The organism is Peribacillus sp. TH14 (genome assembly GCF_016651145.1).
GTDB classification, from domain to species: Bacteria; Bacillota; Bacilli; order Bacillales; family DSM-1321; genus Peribacillus; species Peribacillus butanolivorans.
Genome location: NZ_JAEKEK010000002.1, coordinates 98,963 through 122,745 on the forward strand (window position 1 = coordinate 98,963; position 23,783 = coordinate 122,745).

At 38.7% G+C, this 23,783-nt stretch carries 19 protein-coding genes and 3 pseudogenes; 17 read left to right on the top strand and 5 right to left on the bottom strand.

What is annotated here, in order from left to right:
- The first annotated feature begins 1 nt into the window (after position 1).
- From JFU50_RS28450 to JFU50_RS28470, 5 genes and pseudogenes are all read left to right on the top strand, one after another.
- Positions 2–493 (top strand): hypothetical protein, encoded by a 492-nt coding sequence (locus JFU50_RS28450; protein ID WP_201225270.1) that lies wholly within the window; start codon positions 2–4, stop codon positions 491–493.
- Between the two features lie 13 nt (positions 494–506).
- Positions 507–1,349 carry a conjugal transfer protein TrbL family protein gene (locus JFU50_RS28455; protein WP_201225271.1) on the top strand — a complete coding sequence of 281 codons (843 nt, stop codon included), beginning with the start codon at positions 507–509 and terminating at the stop codon, positions 1,347–1,349.
- Between the two features lie 402 nt (positions 1,350–1,751).
- A complete protein-coding gene (locus JFU50_RS28460; RefSeq protein WP_201225272.1) occupies positions 1,752–2,231 on the top strand; it encodes a hypothetical protein in 480 nt (159 codons plus the stop codon).
- Positions 2,232–2,709: 478 nt separating this feature from the next.
- Positions 2,710–3,041: pseudogene (locus JFU50_RS28465) on the top strand (Tn3 family transposase); the annotation flags it as partial.
- A gap of 239 nt (positions 3,042–3,280) precedes the next feature.
- On the top strand, positions 3,281–4,564 hold the full coding sequence (locus JFU50_RS28470) for an MFS transporter (protein WP_201225273.1): 1,284 nt from the start codon (positions 3,281–3,283) through the stop codon (positions 4,562–4,564).
- A gap of 48 nt (positions 4,565–4,612) precedes the next feature.
- Here the strand turns inward: JFU50_RS28470 and JFU50_RS28475 are convergent, their stop codons facing one another.
- The 4 genes from JFU50_RS28475 to JFU50_RS28490 form a co-directional block, all read right to left on the bottom strand.
- On the bottom strand, positions 4,613–6,001 hold the full coding sequence (locus JFU50_RS28475; RefSeq protein WP_201225275.1) for a PTS mannitol transporter subunit IICB: 1,389 nt from the start codon (positions 5,999–6,001) through the stop codon (positions 4,613–4,615).
- Positions 5,998–8,112 carry a BglG family transcription antiterminator gene (locus JFU50_RS28480; RefSeq protein ID WP_201225276.1) on the bottom strand — a complete coding sequence of 705 codons (2,115 nt, stop codon included), beginning with the start codon at positions 8,110–8,112 and terminating at the stop codon, positions 5,998–6,000. The genes JFU50_RS28475 and JFU50_RS28480 overlap by 4 nt, the downstream gene beginning before the upstream one ends.
- A gap of 20 nt (positions 8,113–8,132) precedes the next feature.
- On the bottom strand, positions 8,133–9,614 hold the full coding sequence (gene xylB / locus JFU50_RS28485) for a xylulokinase (protein WP_201225277.1): 1,482 nt from the start codon (positions 9,612–9,614) through the stop codon (positions 8,133–8,135).
- A 107-nt stretch (positions 9,615–9,721) separates the two neighbouring features.
- Entirely contained in the window at positions 9,722–10,735 is a 1,014-nt protein-coding gene (locus tag JFU50_RS28490) for a zinc-dependent alcohol dehydrogenase family protein (RefSeq protein WP_201183670.1), read from the bottom strand.
- 904 nt (positions 10,736–11,639) lie between these two features.
- Here JFU50_RS28490 and JFU50_RS28495 point away from each other — a divergent pair.
- Positions 11,640–11,996, top strand: a complete 357-nt coding sequence (locus tag JFU50_RS28495; protein ID WP_342366388.1) for an amidase family protein — start codon at positions 11,640–11,642, stop codon at positions 11,994–11,996.
- Between the two features lie 859 nt (positions 11,997–12,855).
- Here JFU50_RS28495 and JFU50_RS28500 read toward each other — a convergent pair.
- Positions 12,856–13,530 carry an FCD domain-containing protein gene (locus JFU50_RS28500; RefSeq protein ID WP_201225278.1) on the bottom strand — a complete coding sequence of 225 codons (675 nt, stop codon included), beginning with the start codon at positions 13,528–13,530 and terminating at the stop codon, positions 12,856–12,858.
- 520 nt (positions 13,531–14,050) lie between these two features.
- Between JFU50_RS28500 and JFU50_RS28505 the strand changes: the two genes are divergently transcribed.
- From JFU50_RS28505 to JFU50_RS28550, 11 genes and pseudogenes are all read left to right on the top strand, one after another.
- Entirely contained in the window at positions 14,051–15,250 is a 1,200-nt protein-coding gene (locus tag JFU50_RS28505) for a CaiB/BaiF CoA transferase family protein (RefSeq protein WP_201225279.1), read from the top strand.
- A 17-nt stretch (positions 15,251–15,267) separates the two neighbouring features.
- Positions 15,268–16,545, top strand: a complete 1,278-nt coding sequence (locus JFU50_RS28510; protein ID WP_201225280.1) for a 3-isopropylmalate dehydratase large subunit — start codon at positions 15,268–15,270, stop codon at positions 16,543–16,545.
- Complete coding sequence (locus JFU50_RS28515) at positions 16,545–17,042, top strand: LeuD/DmdB family oxidoreductase small subunit (RefSeq protein ID WP_201225281.1); 498 nt, start codon at positions 16,545–16,547, stop codon at positions 17,040–17,042. Before JFU50_RS28510 ends, JFU50_RS28515 begins: the two co-directional genes overlap by 1 nt.
- A gap of 21 nt (positions 17,043–17,063) precedes the next feature.
- Entirely contained in the window at positions 17,064–17,957 is an 894-nt protein-coding gene (locus JFU50_RS28520; protein ID WP_201225282.1) for a hydroxymethylglutaryl-CoA lyase, read from the top strand.
- Positions 17,958–17,993: 36 nt separating this feature from the next.
- Positions 17,994–18,749: a maleate cis-trans isomerase family protein gene (locus tag JFU50_RS28525; protein ID WP_056520312.1), complete on the top strand. Its 756-nt coding sequence runs from the start codon at positions 17,994–17,996 to the stop codon at positions 18,747–18,749.
- A gap of 111 nt (positions 18,750–18,860) precedes the next feature.
- Positions 18,861–19,961: a tartrate dehydrogenase gene (locus JFU50_RS28530; protein ID WP_201225284.1), complete on the top strand. Its 1,101-nt coding sequence runs from the start codon at positions 18,861–18,863 to the stop codon at positions 19,959–19,961.
- 755 nt (positions 19,962–20,716) lie between these two features.
- Complete coding sequence (locus JFU50_RS28535; RefSeq protein ID WP_201225286.1) at positions 20,717–22,006, top strand: SLC13 family permease; 1,290 nt, start codon at positions 20,717–20,719, stop codon at positions 22,004–22,006.
- 79 nt (positions 22,007–22,085) lie between these two features.
- Positions 22,086–22,277, top strand: a complete 192-nt coding sequence (locus JFU50_RS28540) for a hypothetical protein (protein WP_201225288.1) — start codon at positions 22,086–22,088, stop codon at positions 22,275–22,277.
- Positions 22,274–22,924: pseudogene (gene fsa, locus JFU50_RS28545) on the top strand (fructose-6-phosphate aldolase). Before JFU50_RS28540 ends, fsa begins: the two are co-directional and overlap by 4 nt.
- 346 nt (positions 22,925–23,270) lie before the next feature.
- Positions 23,271–23,432 carry a hypothetical protein gene (locus tag JFU50_RS31195; protein ID WP_242489167.1) on the top strand — a complete coding sequence of 54 codons (162 nt, stop codon included), beginning with the start codon at positions 23,271–23,273 and terminating at the stop codon, positions 23,430–23,432.
- 15 nt (positions 23,433–23,447) lie between these two features.
- A pseudogene (locus JFU50_RS28550) lies at positions 23,448–23,756 on the top strand (VOC family protein); the annotation flags it as partial.
- Positions 23,757–23,783: the final 27 nt, after the last annotated feature.

Below are 23,783 nucleotides of genomic sequence, written 5' to 3' on the forward strand. Positions count from 1 at the left end.
GTTGAATAAGATAACTTTGTTTATACCAATATTCATATTACTTCTATTACTGGCTGCTTGTAATGGAGGTGGTGAAAGCTTTGATCCGAAGGTTGAGGAAGAACAGGCGACAGAAGTGATAAACAGTGTGTTAACTTCATTTGAGGATCAAGAGAGGTTGGCTGAAGGAAAAACACGTGATGAAGCAAATCCAATAGCGTGGGAGAAGCTTAAAAAAAAGAATACAAAGGCAATCTCTAATGACTTAATAGAAGAGGACCAAAGGAGGTTACTGTACCTTTTAACTACGAACAAAGCGGAAGATTTAGCTAATGGCGGAACAAAAGCAAATCTACTTTTTTCTCAAGATACAAAAAATAAAAATGTGTCTTTTAAAGAAACAACTAAATCCTATACCTTTGATATAGAACGAAGTGGTTTTGATCACAAATTAATAACCTTAGAAAAACAGGAAGGCGTTTGGAAAATCGTAACCGTTCTGGATCCTGAATAAGAGGTGAGTCAATTTGTTTGATTTTAAGGAAAAGATTGTAGAAGCCATTCAGGGAATGCTAGAGGATTTTATTGAATGGGCTCTGTTAATATGTAATGATCTGTTACTAAAGCAAAACGCTGAAGTAGAGTTCTTTTCATCCGTCAATAATTTTTTGCTTGCCCTAACCTCAACGATTGCGGTAACGATCGTTTTATATAAAATCATTGAGGTTATGTCAAGAAATGCGGCAGGTGATGCCGTTGCCTACGGGCCTGTGATTGTAAATACGTTAAAAAGTGCCTTACTTATTCCAGCGATGCCTTTCATTCAGAAGATTTTATTAGAAGAAGTCGCTTACAATATGGGAAACTGGATGATTGGAGAAGGAAGTAAGGTTAGTAAAGAGAAAATTGAAGACATGTTAGTACCCAGCAATTTTGCAGCGCTTCATTTCCAAGGGGCAGCTCTTCTTATATTGTTAGCTGTCTTTGCATTAGCGTTTATTGCATTCCTATTTTCAGTAGCGATATTCCACGCGGACGTGATGTTCCTATATTTATTAAGCCCTTTGGCTTGTGTGTCGGTTATTGCAGATGATAATGAATATTTAGGAGTTTGGTGGCGTGAATTACTAAGTCAGATCGTTACGATTCTTTCCAAAATCTTTTTATTCGTAATAGCTTTAAGTATATTAATCAATGAAAATCTTACATTTCTTAAATTTCTATTACTCATGGGATGCTGTATTCTCTTGATTAAGAGTCCTTCGGTCCTTAGAAACATGTGGTATTCATCTGGGTCGGGCAGAGGCATGATGGGGGCAATGGGTGGGACAACAAAACTAGCTGCTAGAAGATTTTTATTAAAAAGGTAGAGAAAAGGCGACTTAATTGTCGTTTTTATTTTGCACTTAGAATAAAGGTGTTGAATTACATATTCTCTTATTCAACGTGGCATCGTTCTAGTTTTGGAATACATAAGTAATTTGAAAAAAAAAACTACTCGGTATGAGCTTCAAAAAGAACAATCATCATAGATTCTAGGAGACAAATTTATCAGTTGCTCTAGTGAGGTTTACCTCTTAATTATTTTAGAAACAACCTCGATAGAATATATATTTTAATCTAATCTAACCTAATCTAAAAGTATACAAGGTGACCTAATATAAATGTTTCAAAATGATTTGATTGTGATTCGAATTGTATACAGAATGAATTGAAGGAGGTAGGGTGATGTGTACCGAATAAATCAATAAGAGGATTTAGGAGGGAATTGGATGACATACTTGGAACAATTCGCACGTAATCGGAGAAGAAGAGAAAAGACCGAGGTATTAACTGCACGCATTCCAGAAAGCTTGTACGGTGATTTCAAAGGTTACTGTGACGAACTGAATTTATCTATCAGTGAAGCGGTTTGTCTGCTGGTAGAACGTGAAATGGCAGGGAATGAAAGGGTATCCGGTGAACTAGCAATCACTGACGAATACAAAATGAATGATGATATAGTCGATACGAATACAAAGGTAGTCAATAAGGCTGCGAAAAGAAGTAATTCAAATACAAATAGATTCGTAACGACACAATGGCAGGTAGACGCACAGCTTCCATGTCCTTATTGTGGTCAGTGGTTGGCAGCGACTAACTTCTCCAGACATGCCAAGCGCCACATAACAACCACACAGGATATTTTCACGAATGAGAAGTTTAGAGAAAAAATTAAAGAAATGATCCAGGCGAAAAAAGCTGAAAAATGAACTAAATGAAAAGGTGATTTTGGACATAGTTAAGAAGAAGGTTACGTTCATTGCTATAAATTGGTTTTCATAGTTGTACCTGTAAATATGTAATCTGTAGAAAAAAGTTTATAAGGAAAGTCATTTATGGTTTCCTACGAATAAATAAATATGGATTTTCTTTTAGGGTGTGGCAATCATTTCATGCCCTTTTCCATTTACCGTCCATGTAAGATTGTCCTTCTCCTCTATAAACTGAACGACTGGGGCTTGATATGTCTCGTTGATTCCATAATGACCGAAGGTTTAACTCCTGTCATATCCTCCAGTTCTTTTAAGAATATATGGAACGAATCTAGTCCTTCACGTGTATTGTGAACACTATAACTTTTCTTAATGTCTTTCCTTCACTTTCTCCTTTCACAATGACTAGTCCAATGACATGATTCATTTTTATCCTTCCTTTCGATTGAAACTCATCAGTAGCCTTATTCCACACTTACGTCGTCGAATCCAGCGTGGGTTAAATAATGTTGAAGCCATGAACGCCTTAGAACGAGCAATTTAAACATGGGGAACTTAGAGAAAGAGCATTACAAGATCAATTACAACGTGTCAGCGCATTAAATCTTACTATTATTGCAATCAGCATTTGGAATACCGTGTAACTATCACACAGGCAATTGAACACATGAAATTACAGGAAATATCAAGAAGGATTGCTTCTCATATATCCCCGTTAGGATGGGAACACATAAATTTTCTCGGAGAATATTCGTTCAATTCTAGAATCCGAATTCCATTCATTCCCTACGTCCACTGCGGACGTAAAAATAACCCTGATTTTTCTTCTTAGCGTATAATATCCGCGTTTTGTTGCAGGACCCCAGACAGCCAATCCAAGAGAAAGTCCGGTTAATAGGAATTTCTATGTTTTATTTTGTTCAAGAATTTTTGTCACGGAAAATGCGCCAAAGTTTGAAGAAGTGACGTCTCTTCTTCTCTTCAAACGGTGCTAAACTTAACGATGTAAGCGCAATCATCTAATTCAAATGGAAAAGGGGATGTTTATGAATACCTCTAATGGAATAAAACTTTCATTTTTAGACAAAATTGGTATTCCGAAGACGCTCGTTTGGGGGTATTTTGGAATTCTAATTTTCATGATGGGAGATGGATTGGAAATAGCTTGGCTGAGTACATATTTGCAAGAACGAGGAATGAGCGTTGAACAAACGGCTTCTCTTTATACGGCCTATGGAGTCACAGTTACAATTGCTTCCTTTTTATCAGGGGTGCTCGCTGAAGCGTTTGGTCCGAGAAGAATAATGTTTACGGGAATGATTACTTATATAATCGGGACTAGTTCGTTTATTGCTTTCGGCGTTAACGAGCTTAATTATGGCACGATGTTACTGACTTATGCACTCCGAGGATTCGGTTATCCACTATTCGCATACAGCTTCATGGTATGGATCAATTATCGGAGTCCTAAAAATAAGCTGGGAGCAGCAGTTGGGTGGTTTTGGTTTGTTTTTACAGGTGGTTTAAATGTGCTGGGAGCCTATTACTCTATATGGGCCATTGAACATTTCGGCCACATCGGTACTCTTTGGACATCGATTCTCTGGGTATGTGTCGGAGTTTTTTTTGCCATTATTATGAACCGAGACAAGCTAGAGCTTAAAAGCAGCAATATGAATACCGGTGCGAAATTAAAAGAATTAACAAAAGGTTTTACGATTTTAAAAAGGGAACCAAAAGTTGCGTTAGGCGGGATTGTTCGAACCATTAATACTACTTCTCAATTTGCTTTTCCAATCTTTTTGCCTATTCATATGGCGAATTACGGGATTTCGATCAATACATGGCTGACTATGTGGGGCGTTATTTTTGCCAGTAATATCATATTTAATGTGATATTTGGAATAGTCGGTGATAAATTAGGATGGCGTAATACAGTCATTTGGTTTGGAGGAGTTACTGCCGGAATCTCTACACTACTGTTATTTTATATACCAATATGGACCAATGGAAACCTTATACTCGTTTTTCTTGCAGGAATGTTCTGGGGTGCTTCGCTTGCAGGGTATGTACCATTATCTGCTTTGGTACCATCTCTTGTAAAAGAAGACAAGGGAGCAGCTGTTTCTGTATTGAACTTAGGGGCAGGACTCCCCGTATTTATCGGCCCTGCTCTTGTAGGATTGTTTTATGAGCCGATTGGCGCAAGCGGTTTAATCTGGATGCTTGCGATTCTATATTTTATTAGTGCTATATTGACAGTCTTTATCAAATTGCCCACAGAAGCAAAAGCAAAAGAAGAAACACAAAAGATAGCGATGAATTCATAGAAAAAGCTGTCTGAATTCTTATTCGGACAGCTTTCTCTATGTGAGGGTTTATTCAGATTGGTTTCTGTTTTTAATTAATAGAACAATATCATCGTATTCTAGTAAATTAGATAAGGAGTTCAATCCAACTGTAGGTACAGATTGATGCTTGTGATTCATTCTTTTTTTTAGTTGCTCCTGAATAACAACTAAATCTGTATAGGACGGAATATCATCGATAGATCGGTGATCAATTTGAATATTGGTTAATCCAGCTTCCTTCACTTTCCGTCGTAGAATAGCAGCTCCCATCGCACTCGAAGCCATTCCTCCGTCACAGGAAATAGTAACGTGATGAATGGGAGAAAGAGAAGAGGGTTGTTCGTCCCGAAATACGATACTTGGCCGTTCATTTTTTTCAGAGAGTGGAAGAGGGAAAGGCTCCATTGATGTTTCAGAACGTTGGGCATCAGATCGAACAAGAATAAAATGTGCAACAATATAGGATACAAACGCCGATAACCCAATTCCCAATAAAATAAATAAAGCATCTTCCTGCGGAGCAAGAAACAAGATCAATAATATGCTCGCAGGAGAAGCCGTGGAAACAAGTCCAACATTAAAAAGTTGGAATAAGGTAATGCCTGTAAATCCACCAGCAATTACTGCTAAAAATAATGTAGGCTTCATTAAAATATATGGAAAATATACTTCGTGAATTCCTCCAAAAATCTGAATCCCAGCTGTCCCACGGAGTGCCGGTTCTTCTTCCTTTCTTGCCGTCACCAAATAGGCCAACAGAACACCAAAGCCTGGTCCAGGATTGGCTTCTACAAGAAAGATGACACTTTTCCCGAGTTCGCGTGTTTGTTGAATACCAAATGGCGCGACGATTCCATGGTTAATGAGATTATTTAAAAACATGACTTTGGCAGGCTCAATGATAAACGATAAAAAAGGTAGCCATACTGATTCGACTAACATAATTAACCCATTATTTATTTGTTTGAGTATATCGTTCATTAGAGGGCCTATCATGAAATAGCCAGCTAACAGTAAACTAATCCCAAGCACTGCATCTATAAGATTGGAAATCAGAAGTTCACTACCAATCGGAATATAGTCCTGTGTCCGCCGTTCTATCCATGCTGATAGCCAGCCGATTAGCGGACTGAATAAAATAGCTCCAATAGTCATCGGCATATCCGATGTCATAATCAAACCAATCATGGCAACATTCGCGACAATACCTCCGCTATGGCCGCCAAACAACTTTCCTCCAGTGTAAGCAAGCATAAGTGGTAATACATATCGATAAATAGGATCGATAAATTGACTGATTACAGTGTCAGGTTTCCATCCATTTGGTCCAAATAAAATATTTAAAATGCCTACAGCTATCATAATTGAGATATTTTGAAAAACAATGGAGCTATATATGCGTCCTATGCGATTCATCTAAGTTTTCCTCTTGCATAATTAAGAATTTTTTCTTGATAAGCTTGCTGCAAATGGTCACGCACGGCGAAAAGTGCCTGTTCTTTGTTGCCGGAAGAAATGGCTTCTGCCAGCACATTATCAAGAAGCCCGCTTATCAATTCCCCTAAAAGTGGAAAATGCTCACGCGGTGCATCAGGAGGTCCCGCCAGTAGTAATACTGTATTGACGGATTGCTTTTGTCCATTTTCAGAATGCCACGGTATTGTTTCTTTCAGCGATATAATGTTAGCAAAAAGAGTCCGAACAGCAGATGTACGGCTATGTAAAATACCAATGGAGCCAATTACAAAACTGCCTTTCCGCTCTCTTTCTTTAAATGCTTCAATCAGCTCTTCGGATGAAATGACAGCATGGGATTGTGATACAATCGCATTAAGCCATGTAAACTTCTCTTTTGTAGGAATGGCTTCCATCCAATCGAGGCTTCTCATCAGTTGAGCAAACGCTTCCCCATAATAAGCGACCTCTATAAGCGCTGAATCTTCTGAAAAATGATCGGATGCGAATAGTATCTGATCGGTGCTTTGTTGTTTTTTTAATATGCTTTTTATTTTTTGCAAATCATTTTCTGTTAAAATGGGGGATACGACGATAAGACGCTCTTCTGTAATGGCAGATATCTGAATCGTAGATACAATTGCATCCACTTGCCAGTTGTTTTCGAGCCATTTAGGCAGTTCATTAATGGATATCACTCCTGAAACGTAAATTCCTGGAATTTCTTGCTTTAACCGGGACGCAATTAATCGGGATGTGCCAAATCCACTGGCACAAACTATAACTACGCGTCCTTTTATATTTTGTTGATTTACTAATGCTGCTCCCACATGTATTGCCATATAGGCAATTTCAGAAGGAGGTATGGTAACACCAAGATAATCTGACAATGATTCAGCACTTTTCCGGCTCGCTTCATAGACATCGGGATAATCTCTTTGAATTTGAGAAAATAGCGGGTTATGGATAGGCAGTCCATTGCGTATTCTGTTTAATGCAGGATAAAAATGCTTAAGTAATCCTTCACTCAGCATGGGATCTGTCAATGGTTGATTCAGTTCTTTTTTCACGCCTTCGATAAAAATCCTAACCAAATGGGTAGTTTCTTCTTCTTGAAGCTGTTCTATAGGCAAATCAGGTTGTACCCCATATAAGTGAAGAATCAAATAGTTTATTTCCTCTTCCGGAAGTTCAATATCCAGTAATTCTCTTAATCTTGCTGCTATATAAAAAGCGGAAGGGTACAATTTCATTAGTTTCGAGTCGAGGTTTAGATGTCCATGTTTTTTATCTTTGTGGCGCTCAGCAGCAAGAGCTAAATGAAGAGAAACGCTGATCCGATCACGCTCGTTTAAAAACAGCGAAGGATTTTGTTCAGCTGCCTCAGTTAGCACTTTCTCGACTGCATAAAGAATATCCAAATCTAGCAGGTCTAAATACATGGATGGGATATACTTTTCTATCCGCCAATCTTCTTTTTTTCCTAGTTTCAATAAATCAAACACTGCCAGCCAATTCTCTGGCAGTGTTGAATTATTTACAACCGTAGTAATGGCAGCTCGTAAATCTTTGTCTTCTCCTACAATATAAATACCAAGACCAGGTTTTCGAACCAATGTTAAATGAAAATGGTTCAACCATTCTTCAAGTTCATTTAAATCATGGCTGATCGTCGCTTCCGTTACATAGTATTTTTTACTGAACACAAACATTTTAGTTGGTGTCTGATCCCTTAATAAGTCGCAAACGATTCCTATTTGCCTGTCTTTTGGTGAAAAAGAGGTTTGCTGGCGGGCTTTCTCTAGTTCTTCCGTCAGAACATCTTTATTTTCTTGTTCACCAACTAAGCATATACCACTTCGAAATTGTTTCATGATTTTCAGACCATAAGTCCGTACTATAGGTTTTAACTGTGCTATTTCTCGCTGGCATGTTCTTAAACTAATGTCCAGCTCCTCAGCAATATCTTTTGGCATAATCGGAAAGTCGCTTTCAAGTAGACGGTCAATTATCATCTTTTGGCGGCTGCTAATAAATATTTTTGCTTTCTCTGCCAACTTTTTCACCTTCATTTCTCATCATTTTTTATGTATTAAAACAAAGGGTTTATAGTTTGAGCAATGGTTTGATAGCGGGCAAATTGTTCGTCATACACGTTTTTGTTTTTTGGATTGCAGGCAATCATTTTAGATTGCTGATCAAGCATAGCTAAATCAGAAACTGCCGTCCACTCTCCGTTGCCAAAACCCGCTAGAATAGATGCACCATAAGCTGGGCCTTCACGTTCTTCATGAACATGAAGAGACTGCTGATATACGTCAGCTAGCACTTCTGTCCATAATGGATTTTTAATAGCGCCACCTGTTACAGTCCAATCTTCTACCTCAATCCCTGCTTTTTTCATCATATCAAATACATCTCTTAAACTATAACAAACTCCTTCTATCACAGCGCGAGCCATGTTTTGTCGATGATGTCTATACGTTAATCCAAAAAAGACGCCTTTTGCTTTGGGATTATTTAATGGTGTCCGTTCGCCATTTAAATAGGGGAAGAACAATAATCCTTCAGCGCCAGGTTCTACTTGATCAACACCTTTCAGCAATTCATCAAATGTTTCTTTTTCAAACGTGTCACGCAGCCATCTTAATGACATTCCAGCAGATAATGTTGTACCCATCGCATGCCACATTCCAGGCAGACAATGACAAAACAAGTGCAGTGTGCCTGCTTCATCTCTTGCTACATCAGGAAGTTCATTCAGTGGAACAAAAACGGTTCCTGATGTTCCGATGCTGATACTCCCCTTCATTTCCTTTATAATACCATTTCCTAGGGCTGCTGCTGCATTGTCTCCTGCTCCAGCAATAACTGGAATTCCGATTGGCAGTCCTGTTAACTGAGCCGCTTTTTCAGAAATGGTTCCGATGACTTCCTTACTTTCCGAAACCGGAGGGAACCATTCTTCAAGAAATCCAAGATCTTTGATAATATCCCAAGCCCATTCTCTTTTTTGGACATTTAGCAAACATGTTCCGCTTGCATCGGTTACATCTGCTGAATATTCTCCAGTTAACTCGTATACAATATAATCTTTTGGCATTAAGATCTTCTTAATTTGTGAAAAATGATGAGGTTCATTTCTTTTTAGCCATAAAAGTTTAGGCGCAGTAAAACCAGGTAAAATTGGATTTTGGACAGTTTTAAATAAACAATCAGCCCCGATGATTTCCTCCATTTCACTACACTCTTTTAATGTTCGCCCATCATTCCATAAAATGGACGGTCGAATCGGTTGATTTTGTTCATCTAAAATAACCAGGCTGTGCATTTGGCCGGTGGTACCAACTGCTCGAATTAATGTTGAATCAATTCCTTTTTCCCATAACATGTTTAAGCAGGAAATAACGGACTCCCACCAAAGAGAGGGTGATTGTTCAGCCCACCCTGGCTGTGGACTATCAAATGTATAAGATACTTGAGCGGTAGAAACAACGTGTCCATTATGATCGATCACCAAAGCCTTTGTTCCTTGCGTTCCAATATCAATTCCTAATAATAATGAAGGGTTCATCTTTTTTTATCCTTTCTGCTTTCTAGTAAAAAGAGAGAACCCGGCAAGTACCTTTCAGCAGAGTGAAATAAACTGCTTGAATTGGATGGCTGGGTTCTGGGTAGATGCTATTTATCGATTTTTACTTGTACTTTAAATTGACTGCTGTTGCGCGGTCCTTGTAAGTAATCAACTGTTTCTTCAAGAGACAGCTGATCAGAAATAAGTGGTTTTAATAGAATACGTCCTTCTTTCACCCAATTGAAAGCAGGAATGAATGTATAGTTAATGGCCATAGAACCTAATACAGTCCAGTCATTATTGTATAGTTTAAATGGATCAAGAGTTACTTTTGCATTTTGTGCTGTCACACCAAACTGAAGATACTTACCTGTTTTTCCGATGTAGTTAAATGCACTTTCTATAACAGAGGGAATTCCAGTAGCGTCTACAACAACATCAAATCCATGCGGGTATATTTCATTGCTAAGGTTCTTTTCAATTTCTTGGCTGAGTACACCTTTTGTAGCTCCCCACTCCAACGCCATATCTAATTTTGCCTGATCAAGATCGACAACAACAAGTTCAGAAGCTCCGGCCATTTTTAAAGATTGAATCAATTGTTGTCCCATTGCGCCTGCTCCAAATAATAGAACGCGGTCTCCTACTTGTAAATCAAGACGGTTCATAGCATGCACGACACAGGCCATTGGCTCAATGAATGCAGCTTCTTCAAAAGAAAGGGAATCGGGAATTTTTACTACATTTCGTGCTAGGACTTTTACATATTCCGCCATGCTACCATCAGTTGTATTTCCAAGAGCCCCCCAATTTTCACATTGGTTACCGCGGTGTGTTAAACAATATTCACATTCGCCGCAAAACAAAGATGGGTCAGCTGTTACTCTGTCTCCTATATTAAATCCTCTTACGTTTTCTCCGATCTCATGAATAACACCGGAAAACTCATGTCCTGGAATAATGGGATAGGGAGACAAAAATTCTCCTTTGTAAATATGTATATCGGTGCCACATATACCGGTATGTTTTACTTTGATTGTTACTTCTCCTGACTGCGGTGCAGGATAAGGAACTTCTTTTACGACTGCTTTATAGGGTTCTTCAATCACTAGTGCTCTCATTTTCTCTCCTCCTATTATCTTTCAAAACAATTTAGAAATAAATAATGAAGGATTCTGATATGAATCCGTTTTCATACTATTATTTTAGCAATCATCTTCATCTCATTGCACTAGAAGATTCCATAAGTTTGTCACTTATAAACGGACAGATTTTATACAGTGTATTTGCAAAAGTATTATCATCTACAGGTGTCCTCATAGTCCCCTTAATCAAAGATTTAATGGTTCCGTAGTACAATTTCTTCAACAAGTTCTCGCTAACCTTCTAACTCAAAGACTTCATACACAGAAAGACTTCATCCATCGATGTATATAAACATGCTTAAACAATAAAAACGGAAGACATTACCTTGAGGCCTAATGGTTTTTAGCATGCGTACTTAGTTACATATTGTTCGTAAAAGTAAGGAATATATGAAATGAAAAAGCATTTGGAATTGTCAATTTCAAATGTTTTCTTCGTGCGCCCGGCATGGGTGCAATCTATAGGGTGAAAGTCCCGAACCATGAAGGCAGTAGTAGTGGTTAGCTTAATGCAAGGGTGTCCACGGTGACGTGGAATCTGAAGGAAGCAAGCGGCAAACCTCCGGTCTGAGGAACACGAACTTCATATAAGGCTAGGTATCATTGGATGAGTTTGCGAAACAAAACAAAGTCCTTACTGCCGAAGGTGGTACAGAGTAAATGAAGCAGATAGATGGAGGGAAAGATTGCACTCTTACCCGGGGAGGTCTGATGACAGCCAAGTACACTTGGTAACCTGTCCAGTGATGGACAGCTGAATCATCAGAAGTCAGCAGAGGTCATAGTACTTGTCTACTCGAGAAGATAAAGAAGGACCGAACAGATTAAGGAGGATGAATATCACAAAGAAGATATTGACTCAGAAGTTTATGAAAGATTAATTGCTAGTCAAGAAGTGAAAGGGTACGAATATGTATTATCACAAATCCAAAGAAAACAATTAATTTTTGAGTACAATCAATCTTTCAACAATGTTGATATTTTGTTAACTCCGACACTTCCAATACTTCCGACAGATATTGGGCAAAGAGAAGTACAAATAAATGATCAAAAAGAGGAAGTTCGACATGCATTGCTTAGATTAACATCTCCAACAAATTATACTGGAAATCCTTCATTATCTATACCTTGTGGCATGTCGAAAAATGCTCTGCCAATAGGTGTACAATTAATTGCAAAACATGGAAATGATGCTGAATTATATCAATTCGGATATGCTCTAGAACAAAATATATAAAAGAATCAGTCTATAGCAAAACTAAAGCTTCTTTTTAACAAGAAAAATGAAGGTGAAGTTGAACACAACATAAATGTTGTTAAAATGTATTCAGGCCTAAACAAAGTGCCGTGAGCAGTAAAGCTATTTTTCACATACACGCTCAGACGGGAGAAGAAGCGAAGGTTGAAATTAAGCCAATAAATAAAGGTAAAGGTAAATATTATTTCTATTGCACCCATTCCTGGGCATAAAGAATCAGGGATGGGTGGTAAGCTTGAAGTATTTAAGAATAATAAGTATCCATGTGATTACATACCTAGTTAATTACAAAACCCACCCATCATTGTGATGAGAGGGTTTGCGATTTAACGATATTTTATTTATAGTTTTTTTTCTCAAGCATAAAGAATGAACTTTTAAGCAGTCTTTTTGCGACACGATTCTGAACATTTAAAGATACCATAAAAATCGCGTGTTTCATCTATATAATCTAATGAGTGGTTTACGAGTTCAATAAAAACTGGATGTTTTGATATTTCTAATCGTTGTATGATCTAAACTCCTTCATCATGAATAAATGGGTGAGACAAAAATCATAACATCTGGATCATTCAAAGAAAAAGAGAATTTAATACCTGAAGAATAAGAGAACAATTCCGAAATTAAGGAGCTTTAAATGGAGAATGATATTGTAAAGCAAGATGAGCTGATAGTAGGACGAAAGTAAATGTGATCAAGAAGTGGCACATGAAAACACATACAAAAAAGGCAGCTTTACATTAGAGTAAAGCTGGCCTACGGTTTATAAAGTTCGTTCGTTTTATTGCTCTCTATGAAACGGCTTATCATTTAGCATTTGATTTCAAAGTAATTTAGTTTACTTTTTTTTCAAATCCATTTGCTTATTTAATGCTTCATTGGCAACCTTTAAGCTTCTTTGGATATGCTCACCCATTTTTTCTTCAGTTTTTAAAGGATTTCGGTCTTTCAGAGCGGAATAAATTTGGATGTGATCGTTGACCAGATCAGGAAAGCTTTCCATAAGTTCCTTTAGGATACAGTTACGAATATAGAGTACTTTCGTTTTAATCACTTCGAATAATTGAATAAGCTGCTTATTTAAAGATGCACATGCAATGATATCGTGAAATTGTTGATTTAAGTTTGTGAGCTTTTGCTTGTCATTTTTTATTAGAGCTTCTTTGGATTCATCGATAATTTGTTCTAATTCGTTTAATTGTTCCTCTGTGATATTATGTGCTGCTAGCCTTGCTGCTAGTGATTCAAGGCTTTTCCGGCATTCATAGAGATCTAAAATATCCTGAGCAGTAGGGTTATAAACTAATAAGACATTGCCATCTTGAACCAGCATGTCATCTTTTGTAAGCATCCGAAATGCTTCGCGAACTGTCCCCCTGCTTACCCCAATATTTTCTGCTACCTTGGTTTCGACTAATCGTTCACCGGGTTGGTATTTCCCTTCTAAAATCATTTCTTTAACAATAGTATAAACCTGGCTATGAAGCGGTTCAGTTTTCTTAATTCCCCTCACAACAATCCCCCTACGATATGTAAATAACTTGTAATTTCACTCATTGATAAAAGTTTTTGAAACGTTTCCTCCGATAGAATATTTATATTAGAGGGCTTCCAAGATTCTCCCTTGTCTACTTGTAAACTTCTTAATTAATCAGGAATGCTTCTTCTGATGGTAAAAGGCTCCTTGCATTAATTGATTTGCATAATTATTGCTTAATAATTAGTTTACTATACTTTATGTGTAAATCAAAAGCTAGAACAGTGAAACTTCGCTCGGCACATTCATAACATGCCAATTATTTTTAACGTGATCTAATTAAATAAAATGAAATGATTATAAAGTAAATATAGAAGAATGAAAAGTCAGAAAATTTACCGTTAACTGTTGACAGTATACAATAATGGATATAAAATAAAAAATGAAATCGCTTACTGATATTAAGATTTAATCGTAAGAACGTTGATGTAGAGTTTCTTAAGGAATTTTAGATTTATATACATAAATAAAAATTCTAATTCAGGGGATGTTTGACATGGCAAAGAAGGCACTTGAGGGATTAAGAGTTTTGGAAATGGGACAATTGATTGCGGGACCTTCCGCATCTAGATTGTTAGGTGAATTTGGAGCAGAGGTAATTAAGGTTGAAACTCCTGAGACAGGTGATCCAATACGAACATGGCGAGTTGTTGAAAATGGAACTAGCCTTTGGTGGTATGTTCAATCTCGAAATAAAAAATCAATCACGATTAACCTACGTGAAGCTGAAGGCCAGCGGTTGATTCGTGAACTTGTTAAGGAAATTGATATTATAATAGAAAACTTCCGCCCTGGAACCATGGAAAAATGGGGATTGGGTTATGAAGAGTTAAAGGTAATCAACCCACGCCTGATTATGATTCGTGTATCAGGCTATGGACAGGATGGACCATACCGTGATAAGGCTGGATTTGGTTCAATTGGTGAAGCACTAGGAGGACTTCGTTACATAACTGGTTATCCTGACCGTCCACCTACACGGGTTGGTATTAGTATTGGTGATTCATTATCTGCTCTTTATTCCGTAATTGGAGCATTAATGGCAGTTCATCACCGAGATGTGAACGGAACTGGAGAAGGACAAGTAATCGATGTTGCCTTGTATGAATCTGTATTTAGCATGATGGAAAGTACCCTTCCAGAATTTGACCGTGCGGGAGTCATTCGTGAAAGAACGGGAAGTAAGCTGCCGGGGATCACTCCATCTAACACGTATTTATGTAGTGATGGAAAATATGTGGTTATTGGAGCAAACGGTGATGCTATATTCAAACGTCTTATGAATGCAATGAGGCGCAGTGATATAGCGGAGAATCCTCGTTTTGAAAATAACTCGAAACGCTCCGAGCATGCAGATTTCTTAGATGCATTAATCGAAGAATGGACGAAGAGTATGCCTTTTGATGAAGTAATGGCCCATTTAGATGAAGCAAAGGTTCCAGCCGGTGCGATTTACTCCATTGAGGATATTGTGAACGATCCGCATTACAAAGCCCGTCAAATGATTCAAGAAGTGGACGTTGAAGAGTTAGGGATATTGAAAATGCCTGGAATTGTGCCTAAAATGAGTGAAACTCCTGGTACTATCGAATGGGCAGGCCCGAAATTAGGTCAGCACACTGATGAAGTGTTAATAGAGAAAATCCATTTATCCGAAGAACAAATCAAAAGTCTGAAGGAAAAAGGAATTATCTAATAAGGGGTTGGATGATGATGGGAATGACTATGTCAGAAAAAATCTTGGCAAGAGCCTCTGGGCAGCCTGAGGTGAAAGCCGGGGATATTGTATGGGTCAAAGTAGATATTGCGATGATGCACGATTTGCTCGGACCCTGGCTGGTAGACGGTGGTTTCCGTCGTCTAGGCGGGGAATTGTTTGATAAAGAAAAGGTTGTCGTTGTTTCTGATCACTGTACCCCGCCAGCGACCGTTCAGCAAGCAGATATTCTGAAGTTCACCCGTGATTGGTCACGACAACAGAGACTTCCATACTATTACGAATTTGAAGGTCCTTGTCATCAGGTAATTGTGGAACATGGTCATGTCCGTCCGGGACGATTGATACTCGGAACGGATTCTCATACGTGTATGGCCGGTGGATTGGGAGCGTTCGCAACAGGCATTGGTTCCACTGAAATGATTGGAGTCTTATTGACAGGCGAAACCTGGTTAAAGGTTCCGGAAACGATCAAAGTTGTGTGGGACGGGATATTGCCTCAGGGTGTTTACTCCAAAGATCTGGTACTTAAAACAATCAAAGATATTGGACATGCAGGAGCAACGTATCAGACCATTGAATTTTCCGGCAGAGCCATAAGAGGCTTATCCATGGATGAACGCTTGGTTTTATCTAATATGGCGGTTGAAGCCGGGGCTAAAACAGGACTGATTCAACCAGATGAAACAGTTGCTGAATTTTTACGCTCGAAAGGTGTTCTCGAAGAACTTGATATGATAAAGAGTGATGATAATGCATCTTTTATCAAAACCATACATTATAATGCATCTGAATTAGAACCTCAGGTAGCTTGTCCGCATGAAGTCGATAATGTTCATCCTGTTAGTGCAGTAGAAGGAAAAGCAGTGGATCAGGTATATTTAGGTTCCTGTACGAATGGTCGATTAGAGGACCTGCGGATTGCTGCTCAAATCCTGAAGGGGAAAAAGATTTCTAAAAATATCCGCTGCCTAGTGGTACCAGCCTCCCAGCACATTTGGATGCAGGCAAATAAAGAAGGAATTCTCGACATTTTGACGGAAGCGGGATGCTTTGTAAACATGCCTTCTTGCGGCGCTTGTGGAGGATTCACCAGCGGAGTCATCGGGGCAGGCGAGGTGGTTATGTCTTCGTCGAACCGGAACTTTAGAGGAAGAATGGGTTCTCCAAAAGGTGAAGTGTATTTAGGGTCTCCTGCTACAGTCGCTGCCACTGCGATCGAGGGGAAAATCGCTGATCCGCGTAAATATCTGCCAAAGGAGGTTAGGGTGTAATGTCATTTATCATCCGAGGGCGTGTATGGAAATATGGGGACAACATTAATACGGACATCATTTCACCGGGGCAATTCATGAGTTTGCCTGTAGAAAAACAGGCCTTGCATGCCATGGAAGCGATTGATCCTGATTTTGCTGGAAAGGTTCAGCCTGGTGACATACTGGTAGCAGGAAAAAATTTCGGTTCTGGCTCCAGTCGGGAAACAGCACAAATGGTATTAAAGCATCTTGAAATCGGTGCAATTATTGCAGATTCCTTCGCACGTATTTTTTATCGGAATTCGATCAATGTTGGTCTTCCGGTCGTGGAAATGATGGACACCTCTGTCATTCAAGAAGGTGATGAGATTGAAGTAGATTTTTTGGCTGGTAAAATCATTAACCAAACGAAAGGGACAGAATACAAAGGGACAAAACTCCCTGAACATTTAATCGAAATGGTGAAGCTAGGCGGGTTAGAGCCTTATCTAGCTAAGAAACTAGGTATCTCGTAAGTCAGAAAGGAGATGTTAACCATGGATTTACCAAAAAAGGTAGAGATAATTGAAGTTGGACCAAGAGACGGCCTTCAAAATGAGGCGAATTTTATCCCAACAGAAAAAAAGATTGAACTAATTAATGCATTAAACAAAACCGGGATTAAAAGAATGGAAGCAACCTCTTTTGTTCATCCGGTATATGTACCCCAAATGAAGGACGCTAAAGAAGTGCTGCAAGGGATGGAACGCGAACTTGATGTGCAGTATATGGCCCTGATTCCGAATGAAAAAGGATATGACAGAGCGGTTGAGAATGGAGTAAATGCCCTTTCTCTAGTAGTAGGGGCAAGTGACAGTTTTAACCTGGAAAATGTCAAAATGACGAAAGAAGAGTCTATCACGAAATTTAGCAGTGTGATTGAGAAGGCAAAAGCAAATGGCATGTTCATTCGGTTTAATATCGCTACTTCGTTCTGGTGCCCTTTTGAAGGAAAGGTTCATCCAGATGTGGTATTGGAAATCGTTAGTCGAGTGGACAGTTTAGGCGTGGATGAAATAGTGGTTTGTGATACAATCGGTCGTGCAAATCCAGCACAAGTTCATGATTTATTCGAGCAAATCTCAAAGGTGCAGCCGAAAGCGATGATAAGCGCGCATTTCCATGATACGTATGGCTTTGCCCAGGCAAATATTACAGCAGCTCTTCAAGTTGGGGTTACACGGTTTGACACTTCCATTGGAGGCCTTGGTGGATGTCCGTTTGCCCCAGGTGCTGCAGGAAATGTAGCTACGGAAGATGTAGTATGCATGCTGCATGAAATGGGGATTGAAACAGGAATTGATCTTCCTTCCCTACTTTCTTGTGTCGAATTAGTAGAACCTTTGACCATTCGTGAATTAAAAGGACATTACCATAAAGTCAAAGATTGATCCGTCAAAAAAATCATTTTATTAGGAGGAACAATCATGAGCAAAAATTTTAGAGTAGGTCTAATCGTACCAAGTTCAAATACCACAATGGAGACAGAAATCCCCGCCATGCTTCATTCTAGGATGCAGGTAGAACCGGAAGAGACGTTCACATTCCATTCGTCACGTATGCGTATGATGCATGTTAATCCAGAAGAATTGAAAAAAATGGATGTGGATAGTGACCGTTGTGCAGTTGAGCTTTCTGACGCTCGATGTGATGTTTTGGCATATGCTTGTTTGGTTGCCATCATGTGTCAAGGTCCTGGATACCACGAAATCTCTGAAGAACGCCTTGGAAAGACAACTGAAGAAAATGGCGGTTCAGCTCCAATCGTCAGTAGTGCGGGTGCATTAATTGAAGGATTAAACACTATAGGTGCAAAAAAGGTTTCTATCATTACACCGTATATGAAGCCTCTTACTAAAACGGTTATTGAATATTTGAACTCTGCTGGTATTGAGGTAATCGATTCTATTAGTTTAGAAGTCGCAGACAACCTTGAAGTTGGCCGTTTGAATCCTATGAACCTAATTGAGCATGCAGATCGTTTGAATATTGAAGGTGCAGATGCTGTGGTATTATCGGCTTGCGTTCAGATGCCTTCCCTTCCAGCGATTCAAGCGGTGCAGGATCGTTTAGGGGTACCGGTTCTATCTGCTGGAGTTGCTACGGTTTATAAGATTCTTAAGCAATTAGGTCTAAAAACGGAAGTTCCGAATGCTGGAGCCTTGCTATCAGGGAAGTATTAATAAATACGAAGCAAATCAACCGTCGAAAAAATAAAGCATGAAGTAGAACTTGCCATCTTTTTCATAGGATGCAGCTCCAGCCGAATCGATAATAGGATAGGAGAATAAACGATGAAAAAACAATATAAAATCGCCGTTATTGCCGGAGATGGAATCGGGCCGGAAGTATTGACCGAAGGAATCAAGGTATTAAACAAAACAGCAGAACTCGACGGATCGTTTGAATTTCAATTCACCTATTTTCCATGGGGCTGTGAATATTATCTTGAGTATGGAAAAATGATGGATGATGATGGTTTAGATCAGCTAAAGGCGTTTGATGCCATTTATTTAGGAGCAGTAGGGTATCCGGGTGTTCCGGATCATATTTCCTTATGGGACCTCTTATTAAAGATACGCAAAGGCTTTAATCAGTATGTAAATATCCGCCCGATTACACTTCTAGAAGGAGCGCCCTGTCCGTTAAAGGATGTAAGTCGTGAACAAATTGATATGTTAGTTATCCGCGAAAATAGTGAAGGCGAGTATGCAGGAGCCGGTGATTGGTTATTTAAAGGGCAGCCTAATGAAGTGGTCTTGCAGACTGGTATATTTTCACGAATAGGTACTGAACGGATTATTCGCTATGCCTTTGAAGAAGCACGAAAACTGGGAAGATCTTTGACGAGCATTAGTAAAGGAAATGCATTAAATTATTCTATGGTTTTTTGGGATGAGGTCTTTAACGAAGTAGCAAAAGAGTATCCTGATGTGAAAACTTATTCATATTTAGTGGATGCTGCTGCCATGTTCTTCGTGAAGCAACCATGGCGATTTGAAGTGGTTGTCACTTCCAATTTATTTGGAGATATCATTACTGATTTAGGAGCCGCCATTGCAGGGGGGCTAGGACTTGCAGCAGGTGCAAATATCAATCCAGAACGAGTGTACCCATCCATGTTCGAGCCAATTCATGGTTCCGCTCCTGATATCACAGGAAAAGGAATAGCTAATCCATTGGCTTCGATATGGTCCGCTAGTCAGATGTTAGATTTTTTCGGTCACGATGACTGGGGTAAAAGGGTTTTAAGTGCCATTGAAAGAGTGATGATTGAAGCAGACGTATTGACACCAGATATGGGAGGGACTTCTAGCACCACTCAAGTTGGTGATAGAGTTATAGATGGAATCCAAGATTTAAACACTAGTAATATTGTTCAACCTACCCTCTAATTTATAGCATTGAACTCTGCACTAATAATGGTGACAGACTTAGATTATTCTTCAGATATCAGGTGTTTGGGGTTATTTCTGGCTTCATTTTAATGGGATGGAATTATTGCTTTAATACAGTTTTTGTTATTGAGTGGTTACACGGTTGTCCAAGTAGTTTCTAAGAAAGCTGGAGTAAGTGTTACAAAAAGAGTACAAGTCATAGGCCAATATCCGTTTACAGCCATGTTTAAATTAAATAAAGCTTACATAGCTGTAAACAAGGTCCTACTAAAGATCTTGAAGATTTTTTTAATGTTGACTGTTGACAGTATTCGGATGAGTCTAATCCTCACTAAATCTCTAATCTATTTTTTAAAAAATTTAACAATATTCTGATTAATCAATATATAAAGATATAAAGTTATAAGAATGTGAAATGTATTGGTAAGAGTAGTCAAATTCCTTTGTTATGAACGGTATGTTATTCGGGTGACGATAGGGTTATTTTTTATTTACCGAATGTAAGCGTTTTATAACCAACCGCAGATAAACAAATGTTATGAACACTGTGCAGAGGCTGGTCATGTAGAGTGTAATGATTAAGATTACATAATTGATAGTTTGTTCAGGTTAGTGAGAAATTTACACTTTCTTGAAGGCATAAAAATCTTTAGGCAGTTTCCACTTCCATATTGTGACTTGGAATGTAGCAGCTTTTCACCCAGATTTGTCAGCCACAACGGTAGCACACTTTAAATTAGGAGGCGAATAAAATGAGTTTAGAACTTATTACAATTTTTGTACTTTTAGCCATGTTCATTATCGGTTCCTTTGTTTCTGTCAACATGGGAATCTTAGGAATGGTTGCAGCTTTTGTTGTCGGTACCTATGTCAGTGGTTTAGCGATAGAGGATATCTATGCCGCCTTTCCCATTGACATGTTTATTCTCCTTACAGGGGTCACCTATTTGTTTGCAATCGCATTAAACAACGGTACTCTAGACTTAATTATTTCCGGCGGACTCAAATTGGTTAAAGGTAACGTTGGCCTCCTGCCTTGGGTATTATTTTCACTTGCAGCATTGCTATCGGCAGTTGGAGCTTCAACAGTTGCTGTTGGCCCTATTTTATTCCCAATCGCTTTACGATTAGCTCACCAACACAAGATTAATCCACTCCTGATGGGTACTTTGATTTCTACTGGAATGTATGCCGGTTCCTTCTCACCACTGAATATCTTCGGCTTGGTTGTAAACGGTATCATGCATTCGGAAAAAATTCAACATTCACCTATCATGCTTTTCATCAACTGTTTTATTTTTTATGTATTAATTTCAATCGTAATATTTATAGCTTTCGGCGGAATTCGTTTACTTAAGCATACTACAAGCGCTCAATTGGAAATAGCAGCTACAACTGAGGGGAATGCTGCAAATATTTCTAATGAAAAAGAAGACCGTGGATCGTTATGGTATCAAATTGCAACACTTTTTGGTATCGGTCTCCTTATCACAATGGCTCTTGCATTCCAAATGAACATGGGCTTTGGCGCATTGATGATTGGTCTGGTTCTTGGATTAATGGCACCTTCAAAACAAACCCAAATCATGAAACAAATGCCATGGTCTGTAATGATCATGGTAACAGGCATCATGACATATGTAGGGGTGATGGAAAAGGTTGGAACGATGGATTACATGACTGAACAGATCGCAAGCGTAGGTAATCCTGTACTCGCGTCTCTTATGGCTTCATATGTTGGAGGGGTCATCTCAGCGTTTGCTTCTACTACAGGTTTCCTAGCTGCGGTTATTCCACTTTCGGCTCCTATTTTACAGGATCCTACCATGTCGTCAATCGGTGTAGTTTCAGCACTTGCTGTAGCTGCCAGTGTAGTTGACATCAGTCCTTTCTCTACAAACGGTGCGCTAATTATGGCAAACGTACAAGGGGTAAATGAGCGTCTATTCTTCAGAAAGCTATTAATGATTGCTGGTCTCTTCATTGCACTTGGACCAGGATTAGCTTGGTTGATTTTCGTTCTTATTGGAACACCATGGTAATAGGTTAATAAATAATCGAAATAAATATATGAGTTCCTTCTAAGGGTATCTAAAATATGGGGTAGGAGGAATTTATTGAATGAAGGCGGTTGTCTGGGGCTGGCGACTTCCTTTTGGGTTGATCATTGGAATATCCACGTTCGGTGCTTCTGCTCCTGGTAATCAAATCGCTAATGAATACGGATTTACAGTAGAGAATATCGTGCATCAAATTAAAACAGTTAATTCTAAAGATTTAAATCAATCTAATGAAATGAGGAAAAAGAAATGAAATTCTTTTTAGATACAGCGAACTTAGAAGAAATTAAACGTATTGTTAAACTCGGCTTAGTGAATGGAATCACAACCAATCCTTCCATTATTGCCAAAGAAGGAGCAGATTTTAAAACACGCATCCAAGAAATTTGCGCACTTGTAAGTGGACCGGTAAGTGCAGAAGTAATTGGGCTTACGGCAGAAGAAATGATTAATGAAGGCCGTGATTGCTTCATGGGCAGAGAATATTGTTGTCAAAATCCCTATGACAGAAGCAGGTTTAGAAGCGACTTATCAGTTGACTAAAGAAGGCAATAAAATAAATGTAACCCTGATCTTTACAGAAGCTCAAGGATTAATGGCAGCAAAAGCAGGAGCGACTTATATTAGCCCATTCATCGAAGATTGGATGACATCGGATCAGATGGTTTAGGACTAGTGAAAAACCTGAAAACAATTTTATCTACTTATCAATATGAAACAGAAATCATTGCCGCAAGTATTCGAAACTTGGATCATCTTGTACAATCTGCAGTAGCTGGAGCACATATCGCAACCATTCCTGGAAGCATCTTGCCTTCATTATGGAACCACCCACTGACAACGTCTGGAATTGAAACATTTATGAAAGACTGGGGAAAACTTCAAGGAACTCTCAGCTAATCATACTCTGATTTTTAAATGTACAAGAGTAGTCATAGATGCTTAGATTTCCTGACTGATTCTTATATTTAGGAGGGAAAAGAAGGAAGTAGTGATTGCCTCTAATCATGGAGGAATCCTAAAAGAAATTATTTCTCTTTTAGAAGAGATGAACATAACTTCTTTTTATTATCGAGACTATGCAGTAGCCTGTCCTTGAATCGGGTAGAACTTTATCCCATTGTTAGAATTTTACTTCATTTGGTTTGAGGCAACTTGATAGAGTAAAAGTAATCTTTATTTTTGATTCTATGCTTTTTATTTATACCTACAAAAAAGGATAGAGCCGATAGGCTTCTATCCCTTTTTGTTCTATTTTACCTCAAGAGCAGGATACATTAACAAGACAGTCGAATATTCTTCATTAACAAGATTACAGGTTGAAATTGATAAACATGTATTAAGGGGGTTTGTGATGAATATAAAGCAATTGGATCATCTCGTTTTGACAGTAAAAGACATTGAATAAACCTGTGCATTCTATCAAGGAGTGTTAGGAATGGATGTCGTTACCTTTGGAGTAGGAAGAAAGGCATTAAGCTTTGGGCAGCAGAAAATAAACTTACATGAAGTAGGAAAGGAATTCGAACCAAAGGCAGCAAAAGTTACATCTGGGAGTGCAGATTTATGCTTCATTACAGATGCCCCAATCATCGATGTTTTAATGCATTTCAATCATTTGGGAGTCTCGATTAAAGAAGGACCGGTCCAAAGAACGGGCGCATTAGGACCAATCACTTCGCTATATATAAGAGATCCAGATGGAAATCTGATTGAGATTTCAAACTATTAAATTACATATTTTCTCTTAAGTATAAGC

What these genes read in the sequence shown, in the direction of transcription:
- JFU50_RS28460 (WP_201225272.1), top strand. Translation starts at nt 1,752, where the DNA reads ATGACATACTTGGAACAATTCGCACGTAATCGGAGAAGAAGAGAAAAG.
- JFU50_RS28470 (WP_201225273.1), top strand. Translation starts at nt 3,281, where the DNA reads ATGAATACCTCTAATGGAATAAAACTTTCATTTTTAGACAAAATTGGT.
- JFU50_RS28475 (WP_201225275.1), bottom strand. Translation starts at nt 6,001, where the DNA reads ATGAATCGCATAGGACGCATATATAGCTCCATTGTTTTTCAAAATATC.
- JFU50_RS28480 (WP_201225276.1), bottom strand. Translation starts at nt 8,112, where the DNA reads ATGAAGGTGAAAAAGTTGGCAGAGAAAGCAAAAATATTTATTAGCAGC.
- xylB (WP_201225277.1), bottom strand. Translation starts at nt 9,614, where the DNA reads ATGAACCCTTCATTATTATTAGGAATTGATATTGGAACGCAAGGAACA.
- JFU50_RS28490 (WP_201183670.1), bottom strand. Translation starts at nt 10,735, where the DNA reads ATGAGAGCACTAGTGATTGAAGAACCCTATAAAGCAGTCGTAAAAGAA.
- JFU50_RS28505 (WP_201225279.1), top strand. Translation starts at nt 14,051, where the DNA reads ATGGCAAAGAAGGCACTTGAGGGATTAAGAGTTTTGGAAATGGGACAA.
- JFU50_RS28510 (WP_201225280.1), top strand. Translation starts at nt 15,268, where the DNA reads ATGGGAATGACTATGTCAGAAAAAATCTTGGCAAGAGCCTCTGGGCAG.
- JFU50_RS28515 (WP_201225281.1), top strand. Translation starts at nt 16,545, where the DNA reads ATGTCATTTATCATCCGAGGGCGTGTATGGAAATATGGGGACAACATT.
- JFU50_RS28520 (WP_201225282.1), top strand. Translation starts at nt 17,064, where the DNA reads ATGGATTTACCAAAAAAGGTAGAGATAATTGAAGTTGGACCAAGAGAC.
- JFU50_RS28525 (WP_056520312.1), top strand. Translation starts at nt 17,994, where the DNA reads ATGAGCAAAAATTTTAGAGTAGGTCTAATCGTACCAAGTTCAAATACC.
- JFU50_RS28530 (WP_201225284.1), top strand. Translation starts at nt 18,861, where the DNA reads ATGAAAAAACAATATAAAATCGCCGTTATTGCCGGAGATGGAATCGGG.
- JFU50_RS28535 (WP_201225286.1), top strand. Translation starts at nt 20,717, where the DNA reads ATGAGTTTAGAACTTATTACAATTTTTGTACTTTTAGCCATGTTCATT.
- JFU50_RS28540 (WP_201225288.1), top strand. Translation starts at nt 22,086, where the DNA reads ATGAAGGCGGTTGTCTGGGGCTGGCGACTTCCTTTTGGGTTGATCATT.